15 protein-coding genes are annotated in these 16,310 nt (G+C 56.7%); 11 read left to right on the top strand and 4 right to left on the bottom strand.

Translation table 11 applies throughout. The features are described 5' to 3' along the window. Positions 1 to 10: 10 nt before the first annotated feature. The 4 genes from AC3WJN_RS03230 to AC3WJN_RS03215 all read right to left on the bottom strand — a co-directional run bounded on the left by AC3WJN_RS03230 (position 11) and on the right by AC3WJN_RS03215 (position 4,199). Positions 11 to 1,360 (bottom strand): ABC transporter substrate-binding protein, encoded by a 1,350-nt coding sequence (locus tag AC3WJN_RS03230; RefSeq protein WP_007778214.1) that lies wholly within the window; start codon positions 1,358 to 1,360, stop codon positions 11 to 13. After that, positions 1,348 to 2,493: an ABC transporter ATP-binding protein gene (locus AC3WJN_RS03225; protein ID WP_005826896.1), complete on the bottom strand. Its 1,146-nt coding sequence runs from the start codon at positions 2,491 to 2,493 to the stop codon at positions 1,348 to 1,350. The genes AC3WJN_RS03230 and AC3WJN_RS03225 overlap by 13 nt, the downstream gene beginning before the upstream one ends. 90 nt (positions 2,494 to 2,583) lie before the next feature. Continuing rightward, positions 2,584 to 3,390 (bottom strand): HAD-IIA family hydrolase, encoded by an 807-nt coding sequence (locus tag AC3WJN_RS03220; RefSeq protein ID WP_035316773.1) that lies wholly within the window; start codon positions 3,388 to 3,390, stop codon positions 2,584 to 2,586. Between the two features lie 194 nt (positions 3,391 to 3,584). Further along, entirely contained in the window at positions 3,585 to 4,199 is a 615-nt protein-coding gene (locus AC3WJN_RS03215; RefSeq protein WP_007778208.1) for a TetR/AcrR family transcriptional regulator, read from the bottom strand. A gap of 313 nt (positions 4,200 to 4,512) precedes the next feature. On the opposite strand from AC3WJN_RS03215, the gene AC3WJN_RS03210 reads away from it, so the two are divergent. The 11 genes from AC3WJN_RS03210 to AC3WJN_RS03160 all read left to right on the top strand — a co-directional run bounded on the left by AC3WJN_RS03210 (position 4,513) and on the right by AC3WJN_RS03160 (position 16,249). Beyond that, on the top strand, positions 4,513 to 5,253 hold the full coding sequence (locus tag AC3WJN_RS03210; protein ID WP_005826890.1) for a (Fe-S)-binding protein: 741 nt from the start codon (positions 4,513 to 4,515) through the stop codon (positions 5,251 to 5,253). Then, entirely contained in the window at positions 5,240 to 6,748 is a 1,509-nt protein-coding gene (locus AC3WJN_RS03205) for a LutB/LldF family L-lactate oxidation iron-sulfur protein (RefSeq protein WP_007778205.1), read from the top strand. Before AC3WJN_RS03210 ends, AC3WJN_RS03205 begins: the two co-directional genes overlap by 14 nt. Next, on the top strand, positions 6,741 to 7,421 hold the full coding sequence (locus tag AC3WJN_RS03200) for a LutC/YkgG family protein (protein WP_005826886.1): 681 nt from the start codon (positions 6,741 to 6,743) through the stop codon (positions 7,419 to 7,421). The genes AC3WJN_RS03205 and AC3WJN_RS03200 overlap by 8 nt, the downstream gene beginning before the upstream one ends. A gap of 103 nt (positions 7,422 to 7,524) precedes the next feature. Continuing rightward, the gene (locus tag AC3WJN_RS03195; RefSeq protein WP_007778202.1) at positions 7,525 to 8,241 is read left to right on the top strand and encodes a FadR/GntR family transcriptional regulator; all 717 of its coding nucleotides are present in this window, start codon (positions 7,525 to 7,527) and stop codon (positions 8,239 to 8,241) included. 284 nt (positions 8,242 to 8,525) lie between these two features. Further along, positions 8,526 to 9,413 (top strand): iron uptake system protein EfeO, encoded by an 888-nt coding sequence (efeO, locus tag AC3WJN_RS03190; protein ID WP_007778199.1) that lies wholly within the window; start codon positions 8,526 to 8,528, stop codon positions 9,411 to 9,413. A gap of 4 nt (positions 9,414 to 9,417) precedes the next feature. Beyond that, positions 9,418 to 10,692: an iron uptake transporter deferrochelatase/peroxidase subunit gene (gene efeB / locus AC3WJN_RS03185; RefSeq protein WP_007778196.1), complete on the top strand. Its 1,275-nt coding sequence runs from the start codon at positions 9,418 to 9,420 to the stop codon at positions 10,690 to 10,692. 27 nt (positions 10,693 to 10,719) lie between these two features. Beyond that, positions 10,720 to 12,507, top strand: coding sequence for an FTR1 family protein (locus tag AC3WJN_RS03180; protein ID WP_007778194.1), 1,788 nt, complete (start codon positions 10,720 to 10,722; stop codon positions 12,505 to 12,507). A 263-nt stretch (positions 12,508 to 12,770) separates the two neighbouring features. Further along, entirely contained in the window at positions 12,771 to 13,697 is a 927-nt protein-coding gene (locus AC3WJN_RS03175; protein ID WP_005826880.1) for a decaprenyl-phosphate phosphoribosyltransferase, read from the top strand. Between the two features lie 27 nt (positions 13,698 to 13,724). Next, positions 13,725 to 14,081, top strand: a complete 357-nt coding sequence (locus tag AC3WJN_RS03170) for an SMR family transporter (protein WP_007778191.1) — start codon at positions 13,725 to 13,727, stop codon at positions 14,079 to 14,081. Between the two features lie 24 nt (positions 14,082 to 14,105). Then, on the top strand, positions 14,106 to 14,540 hold the full coding sequence (locus tag AC3WJN_RS03165) for a divergent PAP2 family protein (protein WP_007778189.1): 435 nt from the start codon (positions 14,106 to 14,108) through the stop codon (positions 14,538 to 14,540). A 23-nt stretch (positions 14,541 to 14,563) separates the two neighbouring features. Then, positions 14,564 to 16,249, top strand: coding sequence for a hypothetical protein (locus tag AC3WJN_RS03160; RefSeq protein ID WP_007778186.1), 1,686 nt, complete (start codon positions 14,564 to 14,566; stop codon positions 16,247 to 16,249). Positions 16,250 to 16,310: the final 61 nt, after the last annotated feature.

Genomic DNA, 16,310 nt, shown 5'->3' with positions numbered 1-16,310 from the left:
TCGATTTCGCTTATTTGTTGAATGGCGCAAGCACTTTGTCTGCCTCTTCCTGCGCCTTTTTCAGCGCTTCCGCAGCACTCGCCTTTCCGGTAATGACCGCTTGCAAGTTGTCGTTCAGCGCTTTTGTCACCTTGCCGTTATTGTGCGTGGAAAACTCGGCATGGCCGTACTCCAACTGGTCGCGCGCGACTGCCGCTGCCGGGAAGTCCTTGACGTACTGCTTCATGATCTCTTCCTCATAGGCAGATTTGCGCGTCGCGACATAGCCCGTGTCGATGCTCCACTGTGCCGCGCGCTTCGGCTCGGTCATGAAGCGGATGAACTTCCAGGCCGCTTCCTGCTTCTTCGCATCCGTTCCTTTGAACATGTAGAAGTTGCCGCCGCCCGTCGGACTGCCGAAGTTCTTTTTCGCTGGCAAAAACGCTACGCCGAAGTCAAACTTGGCGTTGTTTTTCACGTTGGTCAAGTTTCCGGTCGTATGGAACATCATCGCTGTCTTGCCTTCGAGGAAGTCAGAAGGAACGGTCGCCCACTCGATCACGCCCTCCGGCATCGCCTTATGCTTTTTCGCCAGGTCGACCCAGTATTGCAGCGCTTCTACATTTTCCGGCGTGTCGAAAAACACTTTTTTGCCGTCCTCGGTCATCAGGTTTTTGCCGTTTTGCAAGGCCAGCGCCTGATACATCCAGTAGGTGAAGCCGGAGGAAGGGATTTCCAGACCCCAGCGTCCGTCCTTGGTCAGCTTGCTCGCGTACTCGGCCAGCTCCTCCCACGTCGCAGGCGGCTTTTCCGGATCGAGGCCCACTTCCTTGAACGCTTCCTTGTTGTAATACAAAACGATCGTGCTGCGCTGGAACGGAATGCTGTACGTCTTGCCGTCGACCTGCGAGTTGGCCAGGAAGCCGGGGAAGAAATCGTTCACGTACTCGCTGCCGCCGTCTTTGGCAATAAATTCGTCCAGCGGCAGGATGGCGTCCATGTCCATCATCGTGTGCAGCTCGGTCGAGAGCATGACAGCTACGTCAGGTGGCGTTTTTCCTTGCACGGCCGCCTGGATTTTCGTCGTCGTGTCCTGGTAGCTGCCTGTGTAGACCGGCTTGACGGTAATGCCCGGGTTCGCCTTGTTGAACTCTTCTGCCATCCCGTCGACGATTTTGGTCAGGGGACCGCCGACTGCCACCGGATAAAAGAAGGACAGCTCGGTATTTTCCGCGGGCTTTGTCTCCGGCGTCCCCGTCTGCGCAGCTTGTCCCGTCTGCCCCGACGAATTGCCGCTTGTGGTGGAAGTCCCGCTGGAGCACCCTGTAATAAGCGCCAGACTCATGGCGACTGAAAACAGACTTTTCACTACTGTACGCATCGCAGTATCTCTCCCTTTTCTGTTCCGGCCGTGATGGCCAAATTTTTTCCCGATTGCGAATCAAACAGGCTGACTTGCTCTGCGGCAAAGCCGACGCGCAGCACATCTCCCCGGCGGCACGGCCATTGCCCGTTCCATTTTGCCTTCCACAGCTTGTCGCCCAGCCTGAATTCCACAATCGTCTCGGAACCGAGAATCTCCACGCCCTGCACGCTGACAAGCAACGAACGGCTCTCATCGAGCGGGCTGCCTGCCTCCAGCGGCTGCAACGCCTCGGGGCGCACGCCGAGCACAACGGGCGTCCCGCCCTTGATGCCTGCCTGTAGACCGAGCGGCAAAAACCGTCTGCTCGGGTCATTCGTCAGCTCGACGCCGGACTGCGCGCCATTGCTTCGCCAAACGCCCTCTGTCGTATTCATCGGCGGCGCCCCGGTAAATTCGGCCACAAACAGGTTCGCCGGACGGTTGTACACGTCGAGCGGCCTGCCTACCTGCTGCACCTCGCCGTCGCGCAGCACCATCATCCGGTCGCCCATTGTCATCGCCTCGACCTGATCGTGCGTGACGTAAATCATCGTGATTCCCAGCTCCTGTTGCAGTTGCCGAATCTCCGTCCGCATATGCCCGCGCAGCTTGGCATCGAGATTGGACAGCGGCTCGTCCATCAGACAGATCGGATGCTGGCTGACAATCGCCCGGCCGAGCGCCACCCGCTGCCGCTGACCGCCCGACAGCTCTTTTGGCTTTCTGTGCAAAAGCTGGGCGATCCCGAGCATCTCGGCCACCCGCTCCAGCCGCTTGGCCTGCTCCTGCTTGTCCACTTTGCGAACCTGCAAGCCGAACAAAATGTTATCTTTGACCGTCAAATGCGGATACAAGGCGTAATTTTGAAAGACCATGGATATATTTCGCCCGCTCGGCGCGACTTCGTTGACTCGCTTGCCGCCAATCAACAGCTCTCCTTCGCTGATGTCTTCCAGTCCGGCAATCATGCGCAGCGTCGTCGATTTGCCGCAGCCCGAAGGACCGACCAGCACAAAAAACTCTCCCGGCGCAATGAGCGCGCTGACTTCATTGACGACCTTTTGCCGCTCGTACATTTTGGAAATGCGTCGCAATTCCACTTCTGCCACGACAATCCCCCCTGAACCTCTGGCGTTGGTGCTTCATCATCCGATCATATCAACCGCTTGATAAGCAAATATTTGGAAAATGTAAAGCTTTCATCTACATTGCTGCTCTTGTCTGCCGTGCGCGCTGCCATCCAGCGTAGGCAGGACAAAATCCGGCCGGATGCCCGCACGCTCCAGCTCATGGCACGTCGTCACCCCTGTCAGCACGAGCGCGGTTTTCATTCCGCTGTTTTTGCCGAGCAAAATATCCGTCTCCAGCCGATCGCCTACCATCAGGCACTGTTCCGGCCGGACGTTCAACTGCTGAAAAACTTGCTCCGCATAGAAGCGGGACGGCTTTCCCGTCATGGCCCAGACAGTCGCGCCGCCTGCGGTTTCAATCGCCTGCGCCAGCGCTCCCGTATCCGGAATCGCACCGCCTGGTACGGGGCATACCGGGTCAGGGTTGGCTACAATCAGCTTGGCTCCGTTTCGCAGCGCATCGGCCGCCAGCAGCAATTTTTCGTAGGTGAACGTTCTGTCCATGCCGACCAGCACATGCGTAGCTTGCGACGGCGCTTGCACCTGCCTGATCTGAAAACTCGCCAGCTCTGCGGCAAGCGCGCGCTCCCCGACAACCAGCACACGCGCGCTGTCTGCCTGCTGCTGAAAATACAGGCCCGCCGCATAAGCTGCCGTCATGATTTCCTCGCGCTCCACGCAGAGGCCAAGCTTTTCCAGCCGCGCCTGGCAGTCCGCTCTCGTCTGCACCGTGGTGTTCGTCAAAAACATGATCTTCTTCTCGTTCGCACGCAAGGCGGCAAACGTTTTTCCCACGCCGGGCAGCAGCCGATCCCCAATGAAGATCGTCCCGTCCAGATCAAAAAAATACGCGTCATACAAAGCGGTATCTAACAAAGCCTCCTGCTCGCTCCTTTCTTTTTGGGGAAACACAAAAAGCCCTCACGCAAGACAACAGCATGCAAACAACAAACCGATACCATCGGTCCGCATTGCCAAAGCTGTCGCTGCATGAGGGCTTTCTCCACGTCTCGGCCCACTTACAGACGTTATTCACTTGGTGACTTTAAGACAAGCATAGCAGGGAAGTGTTAAGAGAGTGTTGAGCTTTGCTCTCGTTTGTGTAAATCGCGCCCGACTTTTGCCCCGTAGCCTTCCAGCATCACCTGAAAAATCAGGCGATTCCACTCTGTCTCGGCCACTCCCGGATGCTTGGGGATTTGGATGGCCTGAAACAACAGACTGGCGATCAGCTCGCTCGGAATATCGCCCCGAATCGCTCCGTCCTGCTTGCAGGTGTCAATCAGCTCGATCAGCCGCCGATTCAGCAAATGATGCTGCTGGCGCAGTGTCGTCATCGCCTCGTTCACGCCGGGAGACGACTCGCCGTTCACAAACGGAGCAAACAGCAAAATCTGGTGAATGTCCGCGTACTTCATAAACGAGTCAAACATCTTCCGCAATCTCGCCAAAGGAGCCGGCTCGCTGTCTGGTCGCTCGTATTCGCTCATGACTTTTTCCATCAAATGGACCATCAAAGAGGCGATCAGCTCGTCCTTGTTGGAAAAATACTCGTAGATGGTGCTGCGGCTCACATTCAATTGATCGGCTACCAGCTTGAAATGAAAGCCAGCGTAGCCTTTTTCCACGAGTATCTTGCCCGACACTTCGTACAGCTCGTCGATGTGCAGTTTTTGTCTCGCCATGCGCAACACCTTCTTTGCCTGCTTTTTTCGCTGAACGGCTTCCCGCTTTCGTCGCTTCTTGCCGCTTAATTATGAACAGTTTACACAAGCTGCTACCCAAGCTCAACCCTTGCGGCAGCACAAAAATCAGGCAGGAAAAAATCCCCTGGTCGCCCCCTGCCCCGGTACGTCCTGTGCGCATCCCAACGCCCAATACGAACGCTTCTGCCAGCTTTTCCGCTTTACGCGTCGATCGTTTCATTTTTCAGACTATTAACCTCCCGACATGTATAATAAGCTGATAAGTAAAAAATTGGTTTGAGAAGGTGATCGCGTGAAAGTCTCTCTGTTCATTACCTGTTTGAGTGACGCCCTGTATCCGCAGGTGGGAGAAGCGATGGTTCGCCTGCTTGCCGGATACGGCGTGCAAGTGCAGTTTCCCGATGTACAGACGTGCTGCGGTCAGCCGGCCTTTAACAGCGGATACTGGGACGAGGCCAGAGCTGCGGCCAAAACATTGCTTGCGGCTTTTGACGACAGCGACTTTGTCATTTCTCCGTCCGGCTCCTGTACGGGCATGATTCATCATTACTACCCGAAGCTGTTCGAGCACGACCCTGTGTTGCGGCAAAAAGCGGAGCAATTGCGCGACAAAACGTACGAGTTTACCCAGTTTGTCGTGAACGTGTTGGGCATCACGGACTTGGGGGCTGTTTTTCCGCACAAGGTTACCTACCATCCCTCCTGTCACGGGAGCCGCCTGCTCGGCGTCAGCGAGGAGCCGCTGCAACTGATACAGCAAGTTCGGGGACTCGATTTGGTTCCGCTTCCGTTTGCCGAAGATTGCTGCGGCTTCGGCGGTACTTTTGCCGTGAAAATGAGCGAAATATCAGGGGCGATGGTGACGGAAAAGGCCGATCACGTCCTGGAGACAGAAGCAGAGGTGCTCGTTGGCCTTGATCTGGGCTGTCTGCTCAACATCTCGGGCAACCTGCGCTTTCGCGGAGAGCCTGTGCGCGTGATGCATCTGGCTGAATTACTGTACGAGGGAGTGAAAAACGGTGAAAAGCGCTAAGGAAGCATCCGTTGCAGACAGGGCCAGGGCGGCTTTGCAGGACGAATTTTTGCGCAACGCGGTCAAATACACCACCGAGCGGCTGCGGGACGGTAAGCAGCTAGCAGCGTCAGAGCAAGGTAACTGGGAGGAGTGGCGCGAGCGCGGACGGCAAATTCGCTTGCATACGATCGCCCACCTCGACTATTACCTCAATCAGTTCATCGACAACGCCCGCGCGAACGGCGCCCAGATTCATTTTGCCTACACGGCGGAAGAAGCGGCGGCGATCACGCTCGCCATCGCCGAGAAACGCGGAGCGCGCACCGTCGTCAAGTCAAAGTCGATGGTGTCCGAAGAAGTACACATCAACGAAGCGCTGAAAGCACAAGGCATCGAGGCGATCGAAACCGATCTCGGCGAATACATCATTCAATTAGCGAAAGAAGGACCGTCGCACATCATCATCCCCGCCATCCACAAAAACAGGACGCAAATCGCGGAGCTTTTGTCGAAAGAAGCAGGCGAGTCGCTGCCCCCCGATACGGCCGTGCTCGCCGGGTTTGTGCGCCGGAAGCTGCGCGAAAAGTTCCTCGAAGCAGACATCGGCATGACGGGCGTCAACTTCGCCATCGCCGAGTCAGGCTCCATCGTCCTGTTTGAAAACGAGGGCAATGCGCGGATGGTCAGCACTGTGCCGAAAACGCAAATCTCGCTCATGGGCATGGAGCGCATCATTCCGACCTGGGCTGACTTGGAGGTCATGGCTACGCTCCTGCCGCGCTCCGCCACCGGGCAAAAGCTGACCGTCTACATGTCCGGCATCAGTGGACCGCGCCGCGCCCTAGACAGCGACGGGCCGGAGGAAATGCACATCATCATCGTCGACAACGGCCGCTCGCTGCAGCTCGGCGACCCGGATTTTCAGGAGCTGTTGAACTGCATCCGCTGCGGAGCCTGCCTCAACGCCTGTCCCGTGTATCGGCACATTGGCGGACACGCTTACGGCGGGCCGTACAGCGGGCCAATCGGGGCTGTACTCAAGCCTGCCTTGCAAAAAAACGTGGCGGAGTGGGACGACATCGCCTACGCCTCCAGCCTGTGCGGCGCCTGCTACGAAGCGTGCCCGGTCAAAATTCCGCTGCACGACATGCTCGTCTACTTGCGCAAGCGCAAGGCAGAAGCAGGCAATACCGCCCCCGAAGAAGCATGGGCCATGAAAGGCTTTGGCTACATCATGTCCGACCACAGACGGCTCAGGCGAGTCCTTACGCTGGGCAGGCTCGGGCAAAAGCTGGGGCTGCACGACTGTGCCATCAAAGCGAAGCGCGGACCCTTGCAAGGCTGGAGCAAGTATCGGCACACGCCTGCGATCCCTGCGCAGTCTTTTCGCGAAAAGTGGCCTGCCCTGGCGCACGTGCTCGGCGACGAACGCAAGGAACTAAGCCCGCAACTACAAGCCCGGCTGGAAGAGGAGCTGCGCAAACGCGAAAGGAGAGTCGACGACCATGAGTGACGCGCAAAAAGCCTTCATTCAAATGATTACAAACCGACTGGGCAGGCCGATGCCCGCTTCGCCGCCTGTGCACCCGTACAAAGGCGCTCCTGATTTTTGGCGAACCCACGCGCTTGCGCTGGAGGACAAGATCGCGCTTTTCCGCGACAATTGGCAAAAAGCTGGCGGACACTTCTGCCGTTTTGCGACCATGCGTGAAGCCAAACAGTTCATCGTGGAAAAAGCGGCCGAACTGAAGGCCCGCCAGTTTCTTGTGCAAAACCAGCCAGAGCTGCTCGCGCTCGGGCTGGCCGAAAGTTTGCCCGACTCCACCTTCACCGTCTGGCATCCAGCCAATCGCGACGTGCTGCTGGCACAGGCAGCCCAAGCCGATATCGGCATCGCGCTCGTCGATTGCGGCGTCGCGCATACCGGAACGGTCGTCGTGACCTCGTCGGAAAACAGCGGACGCTCGGTCAGCCTGCTGCCTGCCGTGTTTATCGCCATCCTCCCCGCAGAGCGGCTCCGGACAAGGCTCGGGGAAGCGTTGGCTGCCTACGACGGACGCGAGCTCGCAGACTTTCCTGCCGGGATTCATTTCATCTCCGGCCCCAGCCGTTCCGCCGATATCGAAAACGATCTGACCATCGGGGTGCACGGCCCTGGCGTCGTGTTTGTTTTGCTCGTCGGCTAAGCACCCGGTCGCGCCCTGGCCTGCGGGAAGCGCGCTCTTTTTCCGGCGTCGTCACGTGTTACAATAGCTTTTGGAAAAAACTGGATTGTACAGGAGTGTTGAAATGGATCTCTCTAGGCTCGCCAAAAAAAACCATTACGAACACATCACCGAGCAGTTAAAAGCGCTCATTCTCAACGGAGAGCTGCCACCCGGAGCCAAGCTCCCCTCCACCAAGGAGCTGTCGGAGCGATTCGGCGTCGGCCGCTCCACCACGCGCGAGGCGCTCAGTGCCTTGAAGGCGATGGGGCTGATTGAGATTCGCCAGGGCGGCAATTGCACGGTAAGAAGCATCCCCTCCCCTGCGCACAGCCTGCTGCCTGATCTCAGCGGCTTGCAAACGAACAAACAAACCATTCTCGAACTGATCGAGGTGCGAAAATCGCTGGAAGTCTCCAACGCCGCCATCGCTGCACTCAAGCGTGACGATCACGACCTGCACTCCTTGGAAGCCATCCTCGCGGAAATGGAGCAGCACGTCGGCGCCGAGGAAGTAGGCGAGCGCACCGATCTGCTTTTTCACCTGACAATCGCCAAAGCCACCCACAACTCCATCCTGGCGCATCTGTTTGAATCGCTCTCCCACCAAATGGAAATCGGCATTCGCGAGACTCGCAGAATGGAAATTTACTCGAACCACTCCGTCTCCGCGCAGTTTTTCCACGAGCATAGAGCGATCTACGAAGCGATCAAGAGCAAAGACCCCGAAGCGGCCCAGTCCAGGATGAAGGAACATCTGCTCCACGAAAAGAGCATTCTCCTGAAGTATTTGGCTGATTGAACCCCGCGCAAAAAGGCTTGTCGAGCAACGGACTCGGCGGCCTTTTTTTCTGTCTCGCTCCCCCCTCGTTCCGGCATGCAAAATAAACCGGTAGGCAAGCCTGTCAGAAAACTTGGCGCAGACTTAGTTGCGCTGATACTGGATAAGAATCTTATACATTCTTCTCTGTACAAAAAAATATTGCAAACCGCCAAAGAAAGGTTTACATTTTTTCTGAATGATAATGATTTTTATTATCAATGTATAAGAATCTACTTATATGGTAATTAAGGGGATGTTTTCAGATGATGAAAAAATGGGGTTACCCGCTGTCCGCCGTTGTGCTCGGATCTTCTCTCTTGTTGTCTGCTTGCGGCAGCACCGAGACGGCAAAGGAAGAGAAAAAGCCTGAGGCCGCCCAACCGGACAAGCCAGCCGCTGCCGAAACCGCCGCGAACACCGCTGCCGTAGACCTGCAAGCTCCCATCGACGCCTACCGCAAATGGGTCATTGAACAGACAGACCAGTTGGTCAAAGCGACGGAAAGCTTTACGGCCGCCGTCAAAGCTGGCGACATGGAAAAAGCGAAAAGCGAGTACGCGCCAGCTCGCGCCTACTTTGAACGAATCGAGCCGATCGCGGAATCGCTCGGCGACTTCGACCCGTGGATTGATGCCCGCGAAGGCGATGTTCCCGATAACGAATGGCGCGGCTATCACAAATTGGAAAAAGCTCTCTGGGAAACCAAGTCCGTCGCTGACCAAGGCCCGGTGGCAGACCAGCTTCTGCAAGACGTCAAGCAACTGCGCGTGAAAGTCGAGAGCGTGGATATCGACGTGAAAATGCTCGTAACAGGCGCAGTAGAGCTTTTGAACGAAGTTTCGACCAGCAAGGTGACAGGCGAGGAAGAGCGCTACTCCCACACCGACCTGTACGATTTCGCGGCAAACGTAGAGGGCGCACACGAGATTTTCAAAGTGCTCAAGCCTGCTGTCGATGCCAAGGACGAAGCTTTGTCCAAAGAGATCGAAACCCGTTTTGCCGAGCTTGACGCAGCGCTCGCGCCTTACCGCAAGGACAACGGCTACGTGTTGTACACCGAGTTGAAGGAAGACCAGGTGAAAAAACTGAGCCAGTCTATAGATGCCCTGGCTGAACCACTGTCCAAAATGGGCACGATCATTGGGGGCTAACCTGATGGAAAACAAGCATCCCGCAAGCGACAACACAAAGCTGACACGTCGCGAGGCACTGAAGCTGGCGGGTGTCGGCGGACTCGGGCTGATTCTCGGCGCCACCGGCGTGAAATCGCTGCTGCCGTCCGCTTCTTCCAGCGAAAAAGCCGCTGCAGCGCCTGTGCTTGCCGACGGCATCATTCCTTTTTACGGCAAGCATCAGGCCGGGATCATTACACCTATGCAGGATTTTATCTGCATGGGTGCTTTTGATTTAACGACGGCCTCGCTCGACGATGTGCGCAAGCTGTTCCAGAGCTGGACCGCAGCAGCAGCCCGCTTGACGGCTGGCAAAACCGCGGACGAGGAAAGCGGCAGCCCTCACCTCCCGCCCGCCGATACAGGCGAGAGCGCGGGGCTGAACCCGATGCGCCTGACGATTACGTTTGGACTCGGCGCTTCCTTCTTCGACGAGCGCTTCGGACTGTCTGGCAAACGGCCCGCCGCTCTGGTCGACTTGCCCCGCTTCAACAGCGATGAAATACGCAAGGAATGGTCTGGCGGCGACGTCGTCGTCCAGGTGTGCGCCAACGATCCGCAGGTGGCTTTTCACGCGCTGCGCAACCTGGCCCGCATCGCGCGCGGCAAAGCTGTCCTCCACTGGGTTCAGGAAGGCTTTCAGCGCACGGGCGCAGCCGATCCGAGCGGTTCTACCCCGCGCAATTTGATGGGCTTCAAGGACGGAACCAACAACCCGAAGGTCAGCGACCCGGCTGTAGCCGATGAAGTCGTCTGGGTGCAACCTTCCGACGAACCGGCCTGGATGACTGGCGGCAGCTACATGGTCATGCGTAGAATCCGCATGCGGATCGAGGTCTGGGACCGCTCTGCCCTGGACGACCAGGAAAATACGTTTGGCCGACATCGCGACTCCGGTGCGCCGCTCGGAAAAACAAACGAGTTCGACGATCTGGAGCTGGACCGCAAAGACGCTAACGGCAATCCGGTCATTCCGGCTGACTCCCACGTCGCTCTCGCCCACATGGAGGGCAAAGTCAAAATACTGCGCCGCGGCTACTCTTATTCGAGCGGACTGGATGCGCGGACCGGGCAGTTGGACGCCGGACTGCTGTTCATCTGCTTCAACCGCGACCCGCGCAAGCAGTTTATCCCGATGCAACAAAAGCTCGCATCTGTCGATTTGCTCAACGAATACATTACCCACGTCGGCAGCGGCCTGTACGCCTGTCTGCCGGGCGCCAGCGAAGGCGGCTACATCGGAGACACACTGTTTTAACCAACTAGCAAGGATGGAGTGAATCCCTTGATACGCTATCTTTTTTCCGTTTTCCTCTGCCTGCTGCTGCTTCTCTCCGGGCTGTCGTCTGCCTTCGCAGCGCCACTTGCTTCCGAGCAGCTCAAACAGTTGATCGCCCTCTCCAGCGACGCGCTCATCAGCAGCGGCGATAAAAATTGGGACGAAGCGACAAAAGCCGTTGCCAGCATGAAGACGATCTGGGCTGCGAACGCAGAGGATACTTCAGCAGACGCACAGGCGCTGTCGGCTGCCATCGCGCAAGCCGAGCAAGCTCTCGCCCAGGTACAGTCCAAGCCGGAGGACGCGGCCGCAGCCATCTCCAACCTGGCCAAAGCCGCCGATCGCTACGTCACGGCCCAGGAATCACCGGCACAGCCAAAAGAAAAGGCGCACAAGCAAATCGCTGCCCTGCTGCCTTTTCTGGAAAAAAGCCTGGCTGCAGTCGAAGCAAGCGACTGGACACAAGCCAAGCAGCAGTACAACAGCTTCGTCGAAGGCTGGTACAAAGCCGAAAGCCTCGTTCGTTCGGAAAACGCCGCCGTCTACGGCGATATGGAAGTGAAAATAAGCGGCGCACGCATCGCCTTGAACACCGAGCCGCCCAATCCGCAAAAAAGTACGGAAAAGCTGCAATCGCTGCTGCAAGCGGTCCAAGACTACGTGTCAGGAAAAGCCGGGCAGCAGGCGGCGGGGGCGACAGACTCCACAGAGCAGCCGTCCATCTCCACCCTGCTTGAACTCATCGGCTCTGTGGAGGCGGACATCGCCAGCCAGAACGCGGAGGAAGCGGCCGGAAAAATGGACACCTTCATCGCCACATGGCCTCTGGTGGAAGGCGTGGTCATGACCAAATCGCCCGCGACCTACAGCAGCATAGAAGCCAAGATGGTCGCCGTACCGACGCTGATTTTGTCCAGCCCGCCACAGTGGGACAAAGCAGCCGCCCTGCTCGCTGAGATGAAGGCAGAGCTGGAGCCGTTCGCCACCGCTTCCTCCTACACCGCCTGGGATGCGGGACTGATTTTGTTCCGCGAAGGCTTGGAGGCGATACTGATTATCGTGTCGCTGCTCGCCTTCCTGCAAAAATCAGGCAATGCGGACAAGCGCAAATGGATTTGGTCAGGCGCCGCGCTCGGGGTAGCGGCTTCGGCGATCCTCGCCATCGTGCTCAGCATCGTCTTTTCCAACCTCACGACAGGCAGCTCCCGCGAGACAATCGAAGGCATTACCGGACTCATTGCCGTGTTCTTCATGCTGACCATCGGCGCCTGGCTCCACAAAAAGTCGAATTTGCAGGCGTGGAACGATTTTGTGCAAAAATCAATCGGCTCCTCGCTGGCAAAAGGCGCGCTCTGGTCGCTTGCTTTCACTGCGTTTCTCGCTGTCGTCCGCGAAGGCGCGGAAACGATCATTTTTTACATGGGGATGGCCGCGACGATTTCCATGACCGACCTGATGCTCGGCATCGTCGGAGCGCTGGTCGTGCTCGCCGTCATCAGCTTCGTCATCATCAGGCTGAGCGCGCGGATTCCTGTCCGTCCGTTCTTCCTCGTCGCCAGCCTGCTGCTTTACTACATGGCCTTCAAGTTTATCGGGGTCAGCATCCATGCGCTACAGGTCACAGGCACCCTGCCTGCGCACAGCGAGGACTTCCTGCTCCACCTGCCGGACCTCGGCATTTATGCGAACTGGGAGACGACGATTCCGCAGCTTGTCATCCTGGCCGTCATTTTGCTCAACTTGTCGATTTACTCGTGGAAAAGGCCAGCCAAAAGGGTCCCACGCGTAAACTGACCGGAACAGAAGGGAAAAAAACGCAGCTTGCTGGCACTCCGCTTTGCCAGAAGCTGCGTTTTTTCGTGAGATCGCCAACCATTTGCCCCACCGTCCGCCGCCTCCGAATGACCAGTTACAAAATTTTACAAAATCTCCATAAGATATGGACAAACCACAAATTTTACGCAAAAATGAAACGTTATATTGGCGAGGTGTAACTTTCCATTTACATTTTTCGTCATTAGGAGGATAGCAATATTCTTTTTGGATTGGAGAGAAATATGGGGGTAACATCTAATTCCGTAAAAGTTGACGTGAAAACGGCTTCCCGCTTCCGGCAAAATATCGTCTACCTGCTGATTCGTCAATTGCGCCCACACCAGTGGACGAAAAATTTGCTCGTCTTCGCAGCACTGCTCTTTTCCTTGCACAAAGTCAGCACGGATGTCATTGGCAAATCGTTGTTCGCGTTTTTGTTGTTCTGCTTTGTATCCGGCTGCGTCTACATCCTGAACGACTTCGTGGACATCAAAAACGACCGGAACCACCCGGAAAAGCGGTTTCGGCCCATGGCCTCCGGCACCCTGCCGCCTGCGCTTGCCCTGGCGTTTGGTGCGCTGCTGTTGGCTGGCTCGCTTTTTTCCGCCTTTTACTTTGATCGGTTGTTCGGGGTTGTCCTCGCTGTTTATTTTGTGCTCAATGTCGCCTATTCGCTCAAGCTCAAGCACGTAGTCATTCTCGACGTCATGATTATTTCCGCAGGGTTTGTGCTGCGGGCCATCGGCGGCAGCCTGATGATTAACACGCCGTTCACGCCGTGGTTTTTGCTCTGCACCATGCTGCTGGCCCTGTTTTTGGCGATCAGCAAACGGCGCCACGAGCTGCTTCTGCTGCAAGCGGACAAAGGAACGCATCGCAAAGTACTGGACAGCTATTCGTCCGAATTGTTGAATCAGCTCAATACAATTGTCACTACGGCGACGATTATCAGCTACAGCTTGTTCACCTTTACTTCGGGACGCACGATTCATCTGATGTGGACAATCCCGTTCGTGATCTTCGGCATTTTCCGCTACCTGTACCTGATTACGATCACAGACAAAGGCGGCAGTCCTGAAAAAGTGCTGCTGCAGGACAAGCCGATTCTCATCACAGTCGTGCTCTACGCCATCACCGTAGCGGGCATCATTTACACCTTTGAATATTAATCACACAGACAGGTTGTGGATCACACTATGCCATCTATCGTTCTCATCCTCATCTCGGTGCTGCTCAGCGCCAGCGGTCAGATTGCCATGAAAATGGGGGCGTCCTCGCTGTCCGGCAACAATGACATGCTGCTGTTGAAGTTTCTGCATTATTTCACCAACCTGCCGATCATGGCGGGGCTTGCGCTTTACGGACTGTCTGCGTTCATCTGGATCGCCGCGCTGGAAAAAGTGCAGCTTTCCTACGCGTATCCCATGGCGGCCCTCGGGTACGTGCTGGTAGCCGGGCTGTCCTTTTTGATCTTTCACGAGCCGCTGGCGCTCACACGTATCGTCGGGCTGGCGATCATCGTCGTTGGCGTGGTTGTCATTTCCCAATCGTAATCACCAAGAAAGAGGAGCTTGCCCATGTTTTATGCGATCGCGCCATTTATTGGCTGGCTTGTGTCCGGAGTAACCAAATTTTTGATAAATTACCTTCGCTTTGGACCAGAAGCGAAAAAGATGGTCGGAAACGGCGGCTTTCCCAGCACGCACACGACCGTCATGGTCACCACCGTGTTTTTGATCGGCTTGCAGGAGGGCTTCACTCATCCTGTTTTCGGTCTGGGCGTGGCGGTGACGTTTATTGTCATCATTGACGCAACCGGGCTGCGCCGAGCCGTAGGCAAGCATGCCGCCGCACTCAACAAGCTGGCAAAGGAGCACCCTGGCAGCCTGTTGCCCACGCCGCTGCGCGAGAGCATGGGCCATACCAGATGGGAAATTGCCGGAGGGCTGGTGCTGGGGATCATGCTCGCCACGCTCCTGCACCTGTTGGCTGGCGCCTTCCCAGTCCTTTAGCTTGCAAAACAGGAGACATACAGATGAATAACCGTACTGCAACGTATTCGTTTTTGATCGGGGCCGCTTTGCTGTTTTTTATGGCCGCGATCGTGCTTTGTACCTCGATTTTCTTTTTATTGGGCATCCCGGTCACGGCCGTCAGCTTCTGGCTCGCCGTCTTCGCCGCTTTGGCCTGCATGCTCGCCATGACGGCCGTATTTGTGCCTCTCCGCCGTCCAACCTGGCTGCTCGCCCTGCTCGCGGGACTTGGCCTCGTCGTCGGAAGTAGCTGGTACATCAGCGCCAATACGTTCGACCTTTCCTTTGACGGGCAGACCTATCACCAGGAAGCGATCATTTTGCTGAAAAACGGCTGGAATCCGGTCCACGACGCGCCCGTGCTCAAGCCGCTCGCCAAGCCAATCGAGGAAATGGACAACAAGGAGATTTTGTCCGCGTTCCACCTCTGGATCAATCATTACGCCAAAGGGCCGTGGATGCTGGATGCCGTCATGTACAAGGTGACCGACCAGATTGAAGTCGGGAAAATATTCAACCTGCTGCTCATGGCCGCTTCCTTTTTCTTCAGTCTGGCCGCCATAAGCGTCGCCTTTCCCGCGAAAAAAGGGCTGGGGATCGTCCTGGCGCTGCTTTTGGCCGACAATCCGGTCAGCGTCACGCAGGCTACGTCCTACTACATTGACGGACAGCTCGGCTCGCTCGTGCTCATCATCTGCGCGCTCGGGTACTTGCTGCTCAAGCGCTATCACACCTGGATCATGCTGGCTCTCTGCTCGGCGCTCATGCTGCTGGCACAGATCAAATTCACGGCGCTGGTGTACGCCGTGCTGCTCGGCTGCGCCTTGCTGGTGCTCTTCTTTTTCTACGATCGGCAAAAGCGCTGGAAAAGCCTCCTGGCGTGGCTCGCGGCGAGTCTGGTTATCACCGTCCTGGTAGTGGGCTACAATCCGTACGTCACCAACACGCTCGCCAAAGGGCATCCGTTTTATCCGCTGGCGGGCAAAGGCGCGGTCGATATTATGACCTCGAACAGCCCGCATGATTTCAAAGGCATCAACCCGGTGAGCAAGCTCGCGATTTCGCTGTTCGCCAAATCAGAAAACATCGCCACGCCAAAAGAAACGACGCTGAAATGGCCCTTTACCGTCTCGACTCCGGAGTTGAAAGTGTTTCTCTCCCCGGACGTCCGCGTGGCAGGCTTCGGGCCATGGTTCGGGGGAGCTGTGCTGATCGCCCTCCTGCTCGCGCTTGGCTTGCTTGTTGGCCCGGAGCGGAGAAAAGCCGTGCCGTTTTTCATCGCGAGCGGCATCCTGCTCGCCACGGTGCTCGTCAACCCGGAAAGCTGGTGGGCGCGGTATGTTCCCCAGCTCTGGCTGATTCCCGTTCTCGTGGCATTGGCAGGCTGGGAGGCGCGCTCTGCCTTGTTGCGCTACGGAAGCACGCTCCTGGTCGGCGTCATGTTCGTCAACATGCTGCTGGTTGGCAGTGCACATCTGCTGGCGCAAAAATCCGTCAACGAAATGGCGCGGCAGCAGTTACAAGACATCAAAGCTGCGAACAAGACGATAGTCGTCGATTTCCGCCACTTCAACGCCAACCGCGTGCGGCTGCAGGAAGCCGGGATTCCGTTCGTAGAGCAAAAAATCAGCGACGAGCAAAACGTCAAAGGCATTGTCAGCTCGCGGGCGATCTACTACTTGCAGTAACCCGCTTCGTATGCACAGACGGGATCAAACAAAAAACCTTCTCAGCGACGCTGAGAAGGTT

The organism is Brevibacillus sp. FW306-2-1A-C05A (genome assembly GCF_058781555.1).
This window is presented reverse-complemented; position numbering and strand designations above follow the sequence as displayed.

Bases quoted from the DNA above. Each gene is read 5' to 3' on its own strand.
- AC3WJN_RS03230 (WP_007778214.1), bottom strand. From the start codon at position 1,360: ATGCGTACAGTAGTGAAAAGTCTGTTTTCAGTCGCCATGAGTCTGGCG.
- AC3WJN_RS03215 (WP_007778208.1), bottom strand. From the start codon at position 4,199: ATGGCGAGACAAAAACTGCACATCGACGAGCTGTACGAAGTGTCGGGC.
- AC3WJN_RS03200 (WP_005826886.1), top strand. From the start codon at position 6,741: ATGAGTGACGCGCAAAAAGCCTTCATTCAAATGATTACAAACCGACTG.
- AC3WJN_RS03195 (WP_007778202.1), top strand. From the start codon at position 7,525: ATGGATCTCTCTAGGCTCGCCAAAAAAAACCATTACGAACACATCACC.
- efeO (WP_007778199.1), top strand. From the start codon at position 8,526: ATGATGAAAAAATGGGGTTACCCGCTGTCCGCCGTTGTGCTCGGATCT.
- efeB (WP_007778196.1), top strand. From the start codon at position 9,418: ATGGAAAACAAGCATCCCGCAAGCGACAACACAAAGCTGACACGTCGC.
- AC3WJN_RS03175 (WP_005826880.1), top strand. From the start codon at position 12,771: ATGGGGGTAACATCTAATTCCGTAAAAGTTGACGTGAAAACGGCTTCC.
- AC3WJN_RS03170 (WP_007778191.1), top strand. From the start codon at position 13,725: ATGCCATCTATCGTTCTCATCCTCATCTCGGTGCTGCTCAGCGCCAGC.
- AC3WJN_RS03165 (WP_007778189.1), top strand. From the start codon at position 14,106: ATGTTTTATGCGATCGCGCCATTTATTGGCTGGCTTGTGTCCGGAGTA.
- AC3WJN_RS03160 (WP_007778186.1), top strand. From the start codon at position 14,564: ATGAATAACCGTACTGCAACGTATTCGTTTTTGATCGGGGCCGCTTTG.